12 protein-coding genes are annotated in these 14223 nt (G+C 59.8%); 4 read left to right on the forward strand and 8 right to left on the reverse strand.

The genetic code is table 11. From position 1 onward, the window contains the following. The first annotated feature begins 287 nt into the window (after positions 1-287). Together GTU76_RS21600 and GTU76_RS21605 are read left to right on the forward strand one after the other, a co-directional pair. Positions 288-1694: a purine-cytosine permease family protein gene (locus tag GTU76_RS21600; protein ID WP_180699546.1), complete on the forward strand. Its 1407-nt coding sequence runs from the start codon at positions 288-290 to the stop codon at positions 1692-1694. Positions 1695-1943: 249 nt separating this feature from the next. Further along, a complete protein-coding gene (locus tag GTU76_RS21605; protein WP_180699547.1) occupies positions 1944-3044 on the forward strand; it encodes a polyamine ABC transporter substrate-binding protein in 1101 nt (366 codons plus the stop codon). A gap of 126 nt (positions 3045-3170) precedes the next feature. Here the strand turns inward: GTU76_RS21605 and GTU76_RS21610 are convergent, their stop codons facing one another. After that, a complete protein-coding gene (locus GTU76_RS21610; protein ID WP_175554591.1) occupies positions 3171-4145 on the reverse strand; it encodes a TerC family protein in 975 nt (324 codons plus the stop codon). Positions 4146-4309: 164 nt separating this feature from the next. Between GTU76_RS21610 and GTU76_RS21615 the strand changes: the two genes are divergently transcribed. Then, positions 4310-5254: a Dyp-type peroxidase gene (locus tag GTU76_RS21615; RefSeq protein ID WP_180699548.1), complete on the forward strand. Its 945-nt coding sequence runs from the start codon at positions 4310-4312 to the stop codon at positions 5252-5254. On the opposite strand, the gene GTU76_RS21620 is transcribed toward GTU76_RS21615, so the two are convergent. Further along, on the reverse strand, positions 5255-6043 hold the full coding sequence (locus tag GTU76_RS21620; protein WP_180699549.1) for an AraC family transcriptional regulator: 789 nt from the start codon (positions 6041-6043) through the stop codon (positions 5255-5257). 84 nt (positions 6044-6127) lie between these two features. On the opposite strand from GTU76_RS21620, the gene GTU76_RS21625 reads away from it, so the two are divergent. Further along, positions 6128-7126, forward strand: a complete 999-nt coding sequence (locus GTU76_RS21625; protein WP_095050073.1) for a bile acid:sodium symporter family protein — start codon at positions 6128-6130, stop codon at positions 7124-7126. A gap of 10 nt (positions 7127-7136) precedes the next feature. On the opposite strand, the gene GTU76_RS21630 is transcribed toward GTU76_RS21625, so the two are convergent. The 6 genes from GTU76_RS21630 to GTU76_RS21655 all read right to left on the reverse strand — a co-directional run bounded on the left by GTU76_RS21630 (position 7137) and on the right by GTU76_RS21655 (position 14192). Then, positions 7137-7892, reverse strand: coding sequence for an ABC transporter ATP-binding protein (locus GTU76_RS21630; protein ID WP_180699550.1), 756 nt, complete (start codon positions 7890-7892; stop codon positions 7137-7139). Continuing rightward, positions 7886-8947, reverse strand: a complete 1062-nt coding sequence (locus tag GTU76_RS21635; RefSeq protein WP_016987075.1) for a FecCD family ABC transporter permease — start codon at positions 8945-8947, stop codon at positions 7886-7888. The genes GTU76_RS21630 and GTU76_RS21635 overlap by 7 nt, the downstream gene beginning before the upstream one ends. Continuing rightward, positions 8944-10125 (reverse strand): ABC transporter substrate-binding protein, encoded by a 1182-nt coding sequence (locus GTU76_RS21640; protein WP_026000744.1) that lies wholly within the window; start codon positions 10123-10125, stop codon positions 8944-8946. The genes GTU76_RS21635 and GTU76_RS21640 overlap by 4 nt, the downstream gene beginning before the upstream one ends. Positions 10126-10187: 62 nt before the next feature. Next, positions 10188-12602 carry a TonB-dependent receptor gene (locus tag GTU76_RS21645; protein ID WP_016987077.1) on the reverse strand — a complete coding sequence of 805 codons (2415 nt, stop codon included), beginning with the start codon at positions 12600-12602 and terminating at the stop codon, positions 10188-10190. A 96-nt stretch (positions 12603-12698) separates the two neighbouring features. Continuing rightward, the gene (locus GTU76_RS21650; protein WP_180699551.1) at positions 12699-13676 is read right to left on the reverse strand and encodes a FecR domain-containing protein; all 978 of its coding nucleotides are present in this window, start codon (positions 13674-13676) and stop codon (positions 12699-12701) included. Further along, entirely contained in the window at positions 13677-14192 is a 516-nt protein-coding gene (locus GTU76_RS21655; protein ID WP_016987079.1) for a sigma-70 family RNA polymerase sigma factor, read from the reverse strand. Positions 14193-14223: the final 31 nt, after the last annotated feature.

Genomic DNA, 14223 nt, shown 5'->3' on the forward strand with positions numbered 1-14223 from the left:
GTTTGTTGGTCTGATGGTATACCAGTATTCAATCTTTGCAAGGGCTTTTAAGCTGAACCGATAAACGTGCCGCGTTCGTCGGAAACTCAGCATTTACGGGGCTTGCGGCTAGTCTGCAGGCCGCGGTTTCAGCGAGGATGGCGTATCAGATAGCGCCGTAAAATACGCATCAGTCTTGTGAATTGTTTGGAATACCATAATATGGTCTGCATCTGAGGGGCGGCCAGAGAGTCCCCCCGGTTTGGCTTCATACAACGATAAGAACAGACAAACTCGAGTTCATGCATATGTCCCAGATGTCCCGGCAAGATCCGTTGATCGAGAACCATACGGTCGACTACGTTCCACTCGCGGAACGCCACGGGAAGGCCCGCGACCTATTCACCCTTTGGTTCAGCACCAACATTGCGCCCCTGCCCATCGTCACCGGTGCCATGGTGGTTCAAGTGTTCCATCTCGATTTGCTCTGGGGGCTGCTGGCGATTGCGCTGGGGCACCTGATTGGCGGCGTGGTGATCGCGCTGGCCTCGGCGCAAGGCCCGCGCATGGGCATTCCGCAAATGGTCCAGAGTCGCGGCCAGTTTGGGCGTTACGGTGCGCTGTTGATCGTGTTCTTCGCCGCGATCATCTACATCGGCTTCTTCATTTCCAACATCGTCCTGGCCGGTAAATCCATCGTCGGCATTGCGCCGTCGGTGCCGGCGCCATTGAGCATTCTGATCGGTGCACTGGCGGCCACGGCGATTGGCGTGATCGGCTACAACTTCATTCACACGCTGAACCGCATCGGCACCTGGGTGATGGGCAGTGCGTTGCTGGCCGGGTTCATCTATATCTTCGCCCATGACTTGCCGGCGGACTTTCTCACTCGCGGAAGTTTTAACTTGTCCGGCTGGCTGGCGACGGTGTCGCTGGGGATCATCTGGCAGATCAGCTTTTCGCCGTACGTGTCCGATTACTCGCGTTACTTGCCTGCGGATATCGGCATTGCCAAACCGTTCTGGGCGACCTATCTGGGTGCGACGCTGGGGACGATTCTGTCATTCAGCTTCGGCGCCGTGGCGGTGCTGGCGACCCCGGAAGGCACCGAAGCGATGGTTGCAGTCAAGCAATCCACCGGGTGGCTGGGGCCGATTCTGATGGTGTTGTTTCTGCTGAATATCATCAGCCACAACGCGCTGAATCTGTATGGTGCGGTGTTGTCGATCATTACCTCGATCCAGACATTTGCCAGCCAATGGACGCCGAGCATCAAGGTGCGCGTGGTGTTGTCGAGCGTGGTGCTCGCGGGTTGCTGCGTGGTTGCGCTGGGTGCATCGGCGGATTTCATTTCCGAGTTCATCGGTTTGATTCTGGCGCTGCTGCTGGTGCTGGTGCCGTGGGCGTCGATCAACCTGATCGACTTCTACCTGATCAAGCGAGGCAACTACGACATCACCTCGATTTTTCGCGCTGACGGCGGGATTTACGGGCGTTTCAACCTGCACGCGATCATTGCCTACTTCATCGGCATCCTTGTGCAGTTGCCGTTCGCCAATACCTCGCTGTACGTCGGGCCGTACGCCAATCTGGTCGACGGCGCGGATCTGTCCTGGCTGGTGGGCTTGGTGGTCACCGTTCCGTTGTATTACTGCCTGGCGACACGCGGCCAGACTCAGCAGAGCAGGGCGGCGAGGTTGGGTTACACCGACTGACCTGATCCGCTTCACCCCAATGCCCGGCCATTCGCCGGGCATTGTTGTTTCCGCATCCCGGCGGTCAATCAAAATGGCCACATCGATCCCCTTTTGGCCCATCCCCCACTGTGCTCCAGCTACGCTGTCAGCAAGAATCAAAACCATAACCAGACGCTGAACCCTTTTTACCCTTGGCTACCTTTACAGCCGCTGCCGTGTAAAGAACATAAAAACCATCGAACTCACGCTGCCTTTTGGGGAACAACCATGGTCACGATGAAACGCATTCTGGGTGCCACTGTGTGCGGGCTGACGCTGTTGGCCGGCGCCGTCCAGGCTGAGCAACGCGAACTGCGCGTGTACAACTGGGCGGACTACATCCTGCCGTCCGTGCCCAAGGATTTCGCCGCAAAAAGCGGCATCAAAGTGACCTGGGACACCTTCGACACCAACGAATCCCTGGAAGCCAAACTGCTGACCGGCAACTCCGGTTACGACTTGGTGGTGCCGTCCAACCAGTTCCTTGAAACGCAGATCAAGGCTGGCGTGTTTCAGAAACTGGATAAATCGAAACTGCCGAACTGGAGCCATCAGGATCCGGAGCTGCTGAAACTGCTGGGCAAGAACGATCCGGGCAACCAGTACGGCGTGCCTTACATGGTCGGCACCGTGCTGATCGGCTTCAACCCGGCCAAGGTCAAAGCCGCACTGGGCGACAACGCGCCGGTGGACAGCTGGGATCTGGTGTTCAAACCGGAGAACATGGAAAAACTCAAATCCTGCGGCGTGGCGATGCTTGATTCGCCGACGGAAATCCTCCCGTTGGCCCTGCATTATCTGGGCCTCGACCCGAACAGCCAGAACCCCGCCGATTATGAAAAAGCCAAGGAGTTGATGCTCAAGGTTCGCCCGTACGTGACCTATTTCAACTCGGCCAAATACATGACTGACATCGCCAACGGCGACATCTGCGTGGCCATCGGTTATTCCGGCAGCTTCTACCAGTTCGGCAACCGCGCCAAAGAAGCCGGCAATGGTGTGGTGGTCGACTGGCGCTTGCCGAAAGAAGGCGCGCCGATCTGGTTCGACACCTTCGCCATTCCGAAGAGCGCGAAGAACGTCAGCGAGGCGCATGAATTCCTCAACACCTTGCTCGACCCGAAAGTGATCGCGCCGATCAGCGACTTCCTCGGTTACCCGAATGCGAACAAGGATTCGATGCCGCTGATCAACAAGGAAATCACCGACAACCCGAACCTGACGCCGACCCCGGAAGCGCTGAAAAACCTCTACGTCGTGCAGCCGTTGCCGCAGAAGCTTGAGCGCGTGCGCACACGGGTGTGGACCAGCATCAAGTCTGACAAATAGATATGGGCTGAACGAAATCCCTGTGGGAGCGAGCTTGCTCGCGAAGGCGTCGGATCATCCAGCATCATCGTTGAATGACACACCGCTTTCGCGAGCAAGCTCGCTCCCACAGATTTATGTAGGGTGTCATTCAGTGCTGCGTTCGGCATCTTTGGTCATCACCAGACTCAGCAAAACCGAACTTAGAATCACCCCACCCACCACCGCCAATGACCATTCCACCGGCATGTGCAGCCACGGCATCAACACCATCTTCCCACCGATAAACACCAGCACAATCGCCAGCCCATACTTGAGCAAGTGAAAGCGGTCCGCCATGTCCGCCAGCAGGAAATACAGCGCGCGCAGGCCCATGATCGCGAAGATGTTCGAGGTGAAGACAATGAACGGGTCAGTCGTCACCGCGAAGATCGCCGGAATACTATCCACCGCAAACATCAAGTCACTGGCCTCGATCAGCACCAGCACCAGAAACATCGGCGTGGCCCAGCGCACGCCGTTTTGCAGCACGAAAAACCGTTCGCCATGAAACCCGCTGGTGATGCGCATATGCCCGCGCACCCAGCGCAATAAAGGATTCTTGTCCAGGTCCGGCTGGTGGTCGGCAAACACCAGCATCTTGATCCCGGTGAAGATCAGGAACACCCCAAACGCATACAGCAGCCATTCGAACTGCGACACCAGCCACACCCCGGCAAAAATCATCACCGCGCGCATCACGATCGCCCCGAGCACGCCGTATAACAACACGCGCCGCTGCAGCTCTGGCGGCACAGCGAAGTAGCTGAAGATCATCACGAAAACGAACATGTTGTCGATCGACAGCGACTGCTCGATCAGATAACCGGTGAGGAATTCGAGGGTTTTCTCCCGGGCGATCTCGGCGCCGAACGCACCGTGCAAATACCACCAGAGCAGCGCTGCAAAACTCAGTGCCAGCAAGCACCAGGCAATGACCCAGGACAAGGCTTCGCGCACTGAGACCCGATGCGCCTTGCGCCCACCGAAAACAAACAGGTCCAATGCCAGCATGGCAAGTACGAAGACGATGAAGGCGCCCCACATCCACGGTTCGCCGATATTGATGTTTGTGGCTGGCATGTCACGCTCCCTGTCTATTCTTGGATTGGGTTCAGACGAGGCCATGCTAGCGACGCTTTTGCGCCAAAGAAAAATCGTTTATTTCTGCGCAACAGTTCGATAAAAACGAACTATCCGCCCTCGTTAACAGCTCGGGCACTTTTTACGGAGCAATGTTTTCAGCGATGAATACCAACATTCTCGAACCTCAAGCGGTGTGCAGTCCGATCACCAGCAGCGCGATTTTCATCGTCGCGACGCTGAATGCCGGGGCTGATGCCGCGCAAACCGTCAAAGACTGGTGCGGCGATGTCGCCGGGCTGGTGCGTTCGGTTGGCAAGCGTGTACCGACCGGCAATCTGACGTGCATTTGCGGCTTTTCCTCGAACGCGTGGGATCGCCTGTTTGGCCATCCGCGTCCGGCGTCGCTGCATGGTTTTCGCGAGTTTGGCGGGGAAGGGCGGCACGCTCCGGCAACCCCGGGTGATCTCCTGCTGCACATTCGCGCCGATCAAATGGACCTGTGTTTTGAACTGGCCACGCAGATCATGGCGGTTCTCGGCGATGCGGTGACGGTGGTCGACGAAGTGCAGGGTTTCCGCTATTTCGACATGCGCAGCATCATCGGTTTTGTCGACGGCACGGAAAACCCGGTCGGGCGCAAAGCGGTCAACTTCACTATCGTCGGTGACGAAGACCCGGATTTCAGCGGCGGCAGTTACGTGCTGGTGCAGAAGTACCTGCACAACATGACCGCGTGGAACGGTCTGAGCGTTGAAGCGCAGGAGCGGGTGATCGGTCGCACGAAACTCTCTGATATCGAACTGGATGACGCGGTCAAACCGAGCAACTCGCACAGCGCGCTGACCACCATCACCAACGCTGACGGCGAGGAAGTGAAGATCCTGCGTGACAACATGCCATTCGGCCGACCGGGCGCAGGGGAGTTCGGCACGTTCTTTATCGGTTACGCGCGCTCGCCGGAGCCGATGGAACTGATGCTGGAAAACATGTTTGTCGGCAAGCCACCGGGCAACTACGACAAGTTGCTGGACTTCAGCACGGCGGTCACCGGCAGTCTGTATTTCGTGCCGTCTGCCGATTTGCTGGAAGAGCTGGCGGATCGTTGATCAGCGAAAAAACTCCCCCGGCGTCTCCCCAAACTGTTGGCGAAACGCCGCAATAAACGCCGATGTCGAGTCATACCCGCAAGCCAGCGCGACATCGGTAACCCGTTCACCTTTCTCCAGCGGTGTCAGCGCGCCGAGCAGGCGCAGGCGCTGGCGCCAGGCGCGGAAGGTCAGGCCGGTGTCACGCAGAAACAGGCGCGTAAGGGTCTTTTCGGTGACGCCAAACTTCTCGCTCCAATGGCTCAGCGTGGTCTGCTGTTCCGGATGTTGTTCCAGGCTCTGGTAGATCTGCTTCAAGCGGGCATCTTGCGGTAACGGCAACATCAGGTCGATCTGCGGCGCTTCGGCCAATTGATCGAGGATCACTTGGGCGAGACGTCCATGCGGGCCGCTCTGGTCGTATTCCACCGGAACCTGACTGAAGGCGCGGATCAGCTCCCTGAGCAGATCGCTGACGCCGAGCACATGACAGCGCTCGAGCGCCCACTCGGCGACGCTGCAATCGATATAGAGGCTGCGCATTTCCGTGTGCGGCGAGCTGAATACCCGATGCGGCACGCCCGCCGGGATCCACACGGCGCGCTCGGGCGGGGCGACGAAGCGCCCGGCACTGGTCTGGATTTCCAGCACACCTTGAATCGCGTAGGACAACTGCACCCACGGGTGACTGTGACGCCGGGTCAGGGCGCGATTGGGCAGCGATTCGGTGCGCCCGTAGAGTGGACGCGGCAGGCTGGGCAGCCCGGGAATGCTGCGACGGATGCTTTTGTCATGTCCTTTAGGCGGCATCTTGTGGCCCTTCGGCGTTAGTCGGTAATTGGCAGTCACGTTAGAGTCGTCGGCACGCACTGGCAACCCCCGGATGAACCGACCATGACTCGCCCACGTTTTCTGCCCGACAACTTCACCCTGACGCTGATTGGCGTCGTGCTGCTGGCCAGTTTCCTGCCGGCCAGCGGCCAGGTCGCCGTCGGCTTCGGCTGGCTGACCAACATCGCCATCGCCCTGCTGTTTTTCCTGCATGGCGCCAAGCTTTCCCGCGAGTCGATCATCGCCGGCGCCGGCCACTGGCGCCTGCATTTGCTGGTGTTCGGCCTGACGTTTGTCCTTTTCCCGTTATTGGGTCTGGCGTTGAAACCGCTGCTGTCACCGCTGATCGGCGACAAGCTGTACATGGGCATGCTTTACCTGTGCGCACTGCCGGCCACGGTGCAGTCGGCGATCGCGTTCACCTCGCTGGCGCGCGGTAATATTCCGGCGGCGATCTGCAGCGCGGCGGCGTCGAGTTTGTTCGGGATTTTCCTCACGCCGCTGTTGGTGACGCTATTGCTCGACGTCCATGGTGATGGTGGTTCGACGCTGGATGCGATCCTGAAAATCAGCGTGCAATTGCTCCTGCCGTTCATTGCCGGGCAGATCGCCCGTCGCTGGATCGGCGCGTGGGTGGGGCGCAACAAGAACTGGCTGAAGTTTGTCGATCAGGGTTCGATTCTGTTGGTGGTTTACGGCGCGTTCAGCGAGGCGGTCAACGAAGGTATCTGGCATCAGATTCCGCTGGTCGAGTTGCTGGGGCTGGTGGTGGTCTGCTGCATTCTGCTGGCGCTGGTGCTGTTGGCGTCGACGCTGTTGGGCAAGGCCTTCGGCTTCAGCCAGGAAGACCGCATCACCATTCTGTTCTGCGGTTCGAAAAAGAGCCTGGCCACCGGTGTGCCGATGGCGCAGGTGTTGTTTGCCGGCAGCACGATTGGCGTGCTGATCCTGCCGTTGATGCTGTTCCATCAGATTCAATTGATGGTCTGTGCGGTGCTGGCTCAGCGCTACGCCAAGCGCCCGGAATCGGTGCCAGAGCTGATGGCGCAAGTCGATCCGTGATCGCCGCAGATCAGACGATGTCGTCGATCAGGATATGCGACAGCCCTTTGCTGCACTGCTCGATCCGCGCCTGGACCTTGTAGACATCGCGCAGCATCTGTTCGGTGATCACCTCATTGCTCGGACCGCTGCCCTGACTGGTGCCATCAGCAATCACCAGCACCTGATCGGCGAAGCGCAACGCCTGATTCAGATCATGGATGGCGATAAACACAATCACCTCGCGTTTGCGCGCGAGGCTGCGCATGAAGTTCAGCACTTGCACTTGTCGATGCATATCGAGGGCGCTGGTCGGTTCGTCCATCAGCAGGATTTCCGGCTCGCGCACCAGCGTCTGGGCGATGGAGACCAACTGCTGCTGACCGCCGCTGAGTTCACCAAGGTTACGGAACGACAGCCCGGTGATGCCCAGCGCGGCGAGAATCTCGTCGACCAGTTTCAGCTCATCATCGTGGACCACCCAGCCCGGGGTCAGTTGCTTGCGCGCCAGCAGCACGGATTCGTACACCGTCAAACGCGCACTGGCATTCAGGCCTTGCGGCATGTAGCTGATGCCCGTCGGGCCTTTTTTCGATTCTTTCAGGATGACCTGACCCGGCCCGTCGATCAGCCCGGCCATACGTTTGAACAACGTCGATTTGCCGGCCGCATTGGGCCCGACCACGGCAACCACCTGACCGCCAGAAAACGTTGCTGTCGAGACACCACGAATGATCTCGCGCTGGCCGTAGCGGGCGCCGAGATTGTCCAGTTGCAGCGTCACCATGAGTTTTTCTTCCCGCCGAGAATCAGTGAAATGAAGAACGGTACGCCGATCAGCGAGGTGACCACGCCGATAGGGAAAATCGCACCGGGGATCAGGGTCTTGCTGACCACCGAACTGGCCGAGAGAATCAACGAGCCGGTGAGCAAGGAGGCCGGCAAAAAGAAGCGCTGATCTTCACCGATCAGCATGCGCGCGATGTGCGGCCCGACTAGACCGATGAAGCCGATGGTGCCAACGAAGGCCACTGGAAACGAGGCGAGCAGGCTGACCATGATCAGCGTCTGAAAGCGCAGGCTGCGCACATTGATGCCGAAACTGGCAGCCTTGTCGTCACCCAAGCGCAGGGCGGTCAAGGCCCAGGCACGTTTGGCGAAAATCGGCAGGGTGATCAGGATCACCAGACAGATCACTCCGAGTTTCGGCCAGGTGGCTTTGGTCAGGCTGCCCATGGTCCAGAACACCACGGCGGCGACGGCTTGCTCGGTGGCGAAGAACTGCACCAGCGCCAGCAGCGCATTGAAAGTGAACACCAGGGCGATGCCGAGCAGTACGATGGTTTCGGCAGTGACGCCACGGCGCATGCTCAGAAAGTGAATCAACAGCGCCGAGAGCATGGCCATGATGAAGGCGTTGAGCGGCACCATGAATTGCGCGGCCAGCGGGAACAACGCCACACCGAAGGCCAGGCCCAGTGCCGCGCCGAAACTGGCGGCGGCGGAAATGCCCAAGGTAAACGGACTGGCCAACGGGTTATTGAGGATGGTCTGCATCTGCGCCCCCGCCAGCGATAACGCCGCGCCCACGGCCACCGCCATCAGCGCTACCGGCAAACGAATATCCCACATCACCACGCGCACTTGTGGCGAGGCGCTGTCCGGCGAAAACAGTGCGCCGAGCACTTCGCTGAAACTGTAACTCGCCGGACCCAGTGCCAGATCGAGCAGCACACTGCACAGCAACAGAATCACCAGCCCGGCGAGGATCAGGCGTTTACGCAACACCAGTCGACGGTAGGTTTCGCGCTGCACCTCGACGGTCTCGGTCAACGAACTCATGGTTTGACCTCAGGATTACGCAGGCTGACGAAGTAGCCCGACTCATACGGCACGGGTAGAAAACGCTCGTGCAGTTCACGGAATGAGGCGTCCGGGTCGAGATCGGCAAACAGCTCCGGGTGAAACCATTTGGCCAATTGCTGAATGGCCACGAACTGGTAGGGGCTGTTGTAGAACTGATGCCAGATGGCGTGAAAGGCTTGTGTCTCCTGAGCCTTGATTCCGGCGTAGGCCGGACGCAGGGTGTACCACGCGAGTTTTTTCCGTGCCTGGTTCATGTCGGCGCCGGGCCCGACACCGACCCAATGGCCACCGGGTGCAAAGGCTTCCCAGTTGGCCGTGGTGACCACCACGTGCGCCGGATTGGCGACGATGACCTGCTCGGGATTCAACTGGCCGAACGTGGTCGGGATGATCCCCCTGGCGATGTTGTTGCCGCCGGCCATGTCGACAAACAGGCCAAAGTTTTCATTACCGAAACTCAGGCAGCAATCGTCGGTATAGCCGCCGATGCGCTCGATGAACACGCTTGGACGCGGTGGGTGCTGTTTCTCGATGACGTCGGTGACGCGGTGAATCTGCTGGTTGCGAAAATCAATGAACGCCTCGGCGCGTTGCTCTTTACCGAACAGTTTGCCGAACAGACGCATGGTCGGTTCGGTGTTCTGCATCGGGTTGTTGCGAAAGTCGACGTACACCACCGGGATGCCCAACGCGTCGAGCTTCTCGATATAGCGCGCATCTTCGGTGGCGTGCTGCGCTTCGATATTGAGGATGATCACGTCCGGGCGCTGCGAGATCGCTTGTTCGATATCAAAGGTGCCGTCTTCAAAACCGCCGAAGGTGGGGATTTTGGCAATGCCGGGGAATTTGCGCAGGTAGGCATTGTAGGTGTCCGGGTCGGACTGGATCAGGTCCTTGCGCCAGCCGACGATGCGTTCGATCGGGTTCTGTGTGTCCAGCGCGGCGAGCAGATACAACTGCCGGCCTTCACCGAGGATGACCCGTCTGACTGGCAGGTGCACCTTGACCTTGCGCCCGAGCAGATCGGTCACTTCGGTGCGCGCCGTATCCGTTTCGCTGGCGTTTGCATTGCGCGGCGCCAGCGCAGACAGGCTCAGCAGTCCTGCCAGTAACAGCGCAGCCAACGCGAGGCTGCGTCGATCGAAAATCACCATGGTCAAAGCCTTTGCAAAGGTCAGTTCGGCCAACGGCTCACACCGCTGGCCGGCTGAACGTTTCAGAAATCGACAGTCGCCGACAGTAATAAGGTGCGCGGTGAGCCTTGGGAGAACGCGCCATAAGAGGCGACGCCCGACCAGTACTCGTGATCGAACACGTTCTGCACGGTGGCGCGAAACGTGGTCGGTCGATCATCGATGCGCGTGCTGTAGCGGGCGCCGACATCGAAGCGGGTCCAGTCATCGAGTTTTTGTGTGTTGGCCTGGTTCACGTACTGGCTGCCGGTGTGGATCGCGCCTCCGGTTAGCGTCAGGCCTTCGACCCATGAGGTGTCCCATTCAGCCCAGAGGTTGGACTGAACCTCGGGCACGCCGACCGGTTTGTTGCCGCGGTTGGCGGCCACGCCGGTTTTCGTCAGTTCGGCATTCAGCAGGGTCACGCCGCCGAGCAGGCGAGTGCCCGGCGTGACTTCGCCGAACACGTTCAGCTCCAGCCCGCGATTGCGTTGTTCGCCCTGCACTGAGAACAACCCCGAGGCCAGTTCGCCGCTGGGTTTGGTGATTTGAAACAGGCTGATGGTGGAGGTAAACGTGCCGTAGTCGGCTTTGACTCCGAGTTCGTGCTGGCGGGAAACATAAGGGGCAAAGATCTCGCCAGCGTTGGACGCGGTGGAAGGCGCGATGTCGCCCTTGCTCAGCCCTTCGAGGTAGTTGTAGTAGAACGAAACGTGGTCCCAAGGCTTGATCACCGCTCCGAACAACGGTGTCGTCCGGCCGTCGTCGTAGGATGTGGTCATCACGCCGGCGGCGTTGTAGTTGTCGGATTTGATGTTCTGTTTGCGCAGGCCCAGGGTTACCTGCGCGCGGTCATCGAGAATCGACAGCGTGTCGGCAAGCGCCACGCCAGTCAGTTCGCTCTGCGAGACCTTCGGCGTATCCGGCTTGGGGATGTAAGGTTGCGGGCGATCCACCGGGTGATAAATGTTCGACAGGATCGGTGCGCCGGAAATGATCCCGCGCGACAACACATCGCGATAGCGACTGACCTGCACGGTGGTGCGGTGACTGATCGGCCCTGTATCGAAGCGCAGCCGCGCACCGGCATCAACGGTGTAGCGCTCGACTTCGAATTTGTAATAACCGGGGATCGACGAGGTGTCGCCAGCGGCATTGATAATGGTCGGCGTCTGGTCGGACATTCGCGCGACATCGGATTTGCCGCCGCCGGCATGGGCGAACACCGCCAATGCGTCGCTGAGGTCATATTCGCCGCTGAGCAGTGCCGATTTGTCACGGGTTTTCGACCAGCCCCAATCCTGACTGACGTTGCTGCGACCGTTGGCTGCGGAAGGAATGTCCACGCCTGAAGCAATCAGGAACGGCCGCGAAGCGGCGTCGAAGCTTTCTTTCTGGTTGAGCCAGTCGAAGGTTGTGCGCAGGCGTTCGCCCTGATAGTCGAGGGAAATCGCGCCGATGTCGACGTGGCGCGATTGATCGTCGATCGCCGTGTTGCCCAGTTGCGTACTGCCGTTGAAGCGCACACCAAAACGACGCTCTTCGCCGAAGCGGCGACTGACATCGAGATGGCCACCGGCCTGAGCATCCATGGCGTAACTGGCGGTGAAACGGGTCAGGTCTTCATCGAGGGAGCGTTTCGGCACCACGTTGATCACGCCGCCCACCGCGTTGTTGGGTGACATGCCATAGAGCAGGGCGCCGGGACCTTTGACCAGTTCGATGCGCTCGGCGTATTCGGTGAACACGCGATAATTGGGCGCCACGCCATACACGCCGTCGAAGGCCAGTTCACCGAGGTTGCCTTCGCCGACGGGAAAGCCACGGATGAAGAACGAGTCGACAATCCCTCCGGTCTGGCCAGTGGAGCGCACCGAAGAATCACGTTCCAGCACATCGCCGACGGTGACGGCCTGTTGATCCTTGATCAACGACGAGGTGTAGGTGCTGATGCTGAAGGGGGCGTCCATGACATCCGTATTGCCAAGAATGCCCAAGCGCCCGCCGTTGGCCACTTGTCCACCTGCATACACTTCTGGCAGGGAATCGGCGCGCTTTTCGGTGCCGATGATCGATGTTTCATCCAGCGTCACCCGGCGTGGCACCAGCGTGTAGCTGCCGTCGCTGCGCAAGACCATGTCCAGGCCACTGCCGGCCAGCAAGCGATTGACCGCTTCCTGCGTCGAGTAATGGCCGATCAGCGCAGGGCTGGTCAGGCCTTCGGCCAGCGAGGGCTCGAACGACAGGGCAATGTTGGCGTCCACGGCGAAGCTCGACAGGGTCGCACCCAGCGGCCCGGCGGGAATGTTGTAGGCACGAACCGCGACAGCGTCCAGTTGCACCGGCACGGCGGCCAAGGCAAACGGGCAAACGGCACCGATCAGGACAAGGCTTAGCAACGCACTGCGAACAACGGGTTTGAGCTGACGTTCCGGGCGCAGGTGGCGTGCGGCAAGCATGGATGAATGAGCCTATAAACAGGACGAAAAGGTGCTTCTCCCCAATAGCCAGTCGAGATCGGAAAAAGTATCAGCCTAAGGCAAATATTTTTTCACTCAGGCCGGAGAGAGCATGACCCAGTAGCCATTCAAATGGCCGCTGACGAGGATCGGGTAGGTTTTCGCCAGCATGTTCAGGGTGCGCTGGCTGTCGCTGATCGGGTAGGCGCCGGAAATGCGCAGATCGGCAATCGACGGATCCAGGCGTACGAATCCCCGGCGATAGCGCGTCAGTTCCTCGACGAAGTCGGCCAGGCGCATCTTGTCGGCCATCAGCATGCCTTGCGTCCAGGTACCGACATAACGGTCGACAACGCTGAGCTGGCCAAAGGTGTGGGACGAGAAGTCGGTGCGTTGACCGGCGTTGACGATCAGCGGCGTGGTCTGGCGATTGTCCGCGAGCTCGACTTTGACCGCGCCTTCCAGTACCGCGAGGTGCGTGCGCGGTTGCAGTTCGCGCACGGTGAAACGCGTGCCCAGCGCCTGCATGCGACCTTGACGGGTGCTGACCAGAAAGGGCCGCGCCAACGGTGAAATGTCCGGCGCGGTCTGCACCAGTATTTCGCCTTCGCGCAGGTGGATGAGGCGTTGATTGGCGTCGAACCGCACGTCGATGGCGGTGTCGGTGTTCAGGGTGACTTTCGAGCCGTCGGCCAGGGTCAGCTCGCGTTGCTGGCCAACGGCCGTGCGATAGTCGGCCGACCATTGCTGCGACTCTGCCAGCTTCCAGCTGCCCCAACCGGCCGGCAGGATCGCCAGAATCATCGCCAGTTTGCCCAGCGCCGCACGTCGTTCCGGGCTGCTCGGGCGATCGAGCGCCGACATTGCCAGTGAGGGTGGCAGCCCGCCGAGTTTGGTCTGCAGCAACTGCGCCCGCGCCCAGGCACGACCGCGCTCGGGGGTGCTGGCTTTCCAGTATTCCCATTCGCCGCGCTCGCTGTCGCTGAGTTCGCCTTCACTCATGCGGATCAACCAGTCGGCGGCTTCCTCCAGCGCCTGGTGATCGAGGTGTGGTTCATTGCGCCGTGCGAGCATTCACTCCACCAGCAACAGGCACTGCACGAAGGCTTGCTTCATGTAGCGTTTGACGGTGATCAGCGACACACCCAGCTGCTCGGCGATGTCGTCGTATTTAAGGCCGCTGATCTGCGACAACAGAAAGGCGCGTTTGACCAGCGGCGGCAGGGCGTCGAGCATCGCGTCGATTTCGTGCAGGGTTTCCAGCACCATGAAACGCAATTCCGGCGAAGGCACTTCCGGCGCCGGCACATGGGCGAGGGCGTCCAGGTAGGCACGTTCCAGCGCCTTGCGCTGATACCAGTTGACCAGAATGCCCTTGGCCACGCAGCTCAGATAGGCGCGCGGCTGCTCGATGACGGTGACTTGCGAGGCGAGGATGCGCGTGAAGGTGTCCTGCGCCAGATCCGCCGCATCCATGGCGTTTCCCAGTTTTTTTCTCAGTGTCGCGTACAGCCAGCCGTGATGGCCGCTGTACAGGGCTTCGATCGCGCGCAGGTGATTGGCATTATTCGCGGGAAGGGTTTCGCTCATGGCTGCAGATTTTCATGCAATTGAGAAGTAT

This window comes from Pseudomonas crudilactis, from assembly GCF_013433315.1.
In the GTDB taxonomy this organism is placed as follows: Bacteria; Pseudomonadota; Gammaproteobacteria; order Pseudomonadales; family Pseudomonadaceae; genus Aquipseudomonas; species Aquipseudomonas crudilactis.